This is a genomic window from Enterorhabdus sp. P55, from assembly GCF_009911695.1.
In the GTDB taxonomy this organism is placed as follows: domain Bacteria; phylum Actinomycetota; class Coriobacteriia; order Coriobacteriales; family Eggerthellaceae; genus Enterorhabdus.
Window position 1 is genome coordinate 1 of record NZ_QWKK01000208.1, and the last position, 1,791, is coordinate 1,791.

The following is a 1,791-nucleotide window of genomic DNA, read 5'->3' on the forward strand; positions in this document are numbered from 1 at the left end:
CCCCTCCACCCCCTCCACCCCGTCGTCCTCCCCGCGCCGCGCCCGCGCGACCCCGAAAAAGGCGCTCCGCGACGCAAATTTCGACGGTTTTGCACCCTCGGTGCGCGCTGAGGCGCGGCGTCGCCGCTGCCGACCTGGAGAAACGCGCTCGCCTGCGGGCGCGAGCGCCTTGCTGGCGGTCGCCAAGAGTGCAAAACCGTCGAAATTTGCGAAACGCGCCCGGTTTTCCGTGGCGGCGGGACGGCTGGCCTATAATGGTGCGCGACCGCACCGCCGATCCTGCTTGCTGCCTGCCCGTGGCCGCGACGCGGGGCCGGCCCCGAACGAGAGAGGCCCCCATGTACGGACTGAGAACCGAGAGCGAATTCGACGCCGCGCACTTCCTCACCGACTACCACGGCAAGTGCGAGAACCTCCATGGCCATCGCTGGCGCGTGGTGGCCTACCTGGAGGTGGACGAGCTGCAGAAGGAGGGCACCTGCAAGGACATGGTGGTGGACTTCGGCGACTTCAAGGGCGCCCTGCGTGCGCTCACCGAGCAGCTCGACCACCGCTTCATCGTAGAGGAGGGCTCGCTGGCCGCCGATACGCTAGCGTGCCTGGAGCGCGAGGGCTTCACCCTGTTCATGGTGCCCTTCCGCGTGACGGCCGAGAACCTGGCCCGGTGGTTCTTCGACCGCCTGGCCGAGCGTGGCTTGCCCGTTTCCCAGGTGGACGTGTACGAGACGCCCGCCAACTGCGCGATTTACCGGAGGTAGCCCCATGACGAAGAAGGACAACACCCTGCCCGAGTGGCTGGAGGACGTGGTGGCGAAGGAGGAGCGCGCGCGACGTCAGGCCGTCCAGGCCGCCGAGCGGCGCGCTGCGGCCGAGAACCGCGCCGAGATCATGCCCGTCGCCGAGCGCTTCGTGTCTGTGAACGGCGAGGGCACCCATGCCGGGCGCCTGGCGGCCTTCATCCGGTTCGCCGGGTGCAACTTGCGCTGCCGCTGGTGCGATACCGCCTGGGCCCAGGGCGCCGATGCGGTGACCGAGTGGCGTACCGCTGAGGAGCTCGTGGCGTGGGTGCGCGAGGCGCGCGTGGAGTGCGTCACGCTCACCGGCGGCGAGCCACTGCTGCAGTCGGGAGCGTCGGCCCTGGTGGAGGCCTTGGTGCGCGCCGGATCGGCGCCGGGAGGCGATGAGGGGGTCACCTCCTACGCGTCGCTCGTGGAGCGCGCGTCGGCCGCCGCCGAGGAGCCGCCTGCGCCTGGCCCGCTGTTCGTGGAGATCGAGACGAACGGCTCGCAGCCCATCCGTCCGCTGGCGGCGCTGCGCGAGCGCCTGGCCGAGGAGGGCGTGCCCGGGCGCTTCGGGTTCACCCTGGACTGCAAGCTGCCCGCCAGCGGCGAGGACTCCGCCATGAACGAGGACAACTACGCGCTTTTGGGCGCCGATGACGTGGTGAAGTTCGTCATCGCGGATGCGGGCGACCTGGACGCGATGCTCGCGGTGGTGGAGGCTCACGGCCTGGCCGGCCGCTGCGGCGTGTACCTGAGCCCCATCCGGGGCGAGATGGACCCGGCCGTGGTGGTGGAGTTCATGCGCGCGCACGCCATGGCCTACGCCACGCTGCAGCTCCAGCTCCACAAGGTTATCTGGCCCGGCGTCGAGCGAGGTGTCTGATGGCGGGGGAGGACGCGGTGCGCGTAGAAGGCACGCAGGGCGCAGGCATGACTGCCGAGGCCGCCGAGGCCGGCGCGGGCTCCAGGGCCGCCGAGGCCGGCGCGCCCGCCGGAGCCGGGGCTGCCG

Annotated in this window: 2 protein-coding genes; both read left to right on the forward strand. The window is 71.2% G+C overall.

The genetic code is table 11. The annotated features are described in order from the left end of the window. Positions 1–338 precede the first annotated feature (338 nt). Entirely contained in the window at positions 339–758 is a 420-nt protein-coding gene (locus D1643_RS10815) for a 6-carboxytetrahydropterin synthase (RefSeq protein ID WP_160710617.1), read from the forward strand. Positions 759–762: 4 nt separating this feature from the next. Beyond that, on the forward strand, positions 763–1,665 hold the full coding sequence (locus D1643_RS10820; RefSeq protein ID WP_201751103.1) for a radical SAM protein: 903 nt from the start codon (positions 763–765) through the stop codon (positions 1,663–1,665). Positions 1,666–1,791: the final 126 nt, after the last annotated feature.

What these genes read in the sequence shown, in the direction of transcription:
- D1643_RS10820 (WP_201751103.1), top strand. Translation starts at nt 763, where the DNA reads ATGACGAAGAAGGACAACACCCTGCCCGAGTGGCTGGAGGACGTGGTG.
- D1643_RS10815 (WP_160710617.1), top strand. Translation starts at nt 339, where the DNA reads ATGTACGGACTGAGAACCGAGAGCGAATTCGACGCCGCGCACTTCCTC.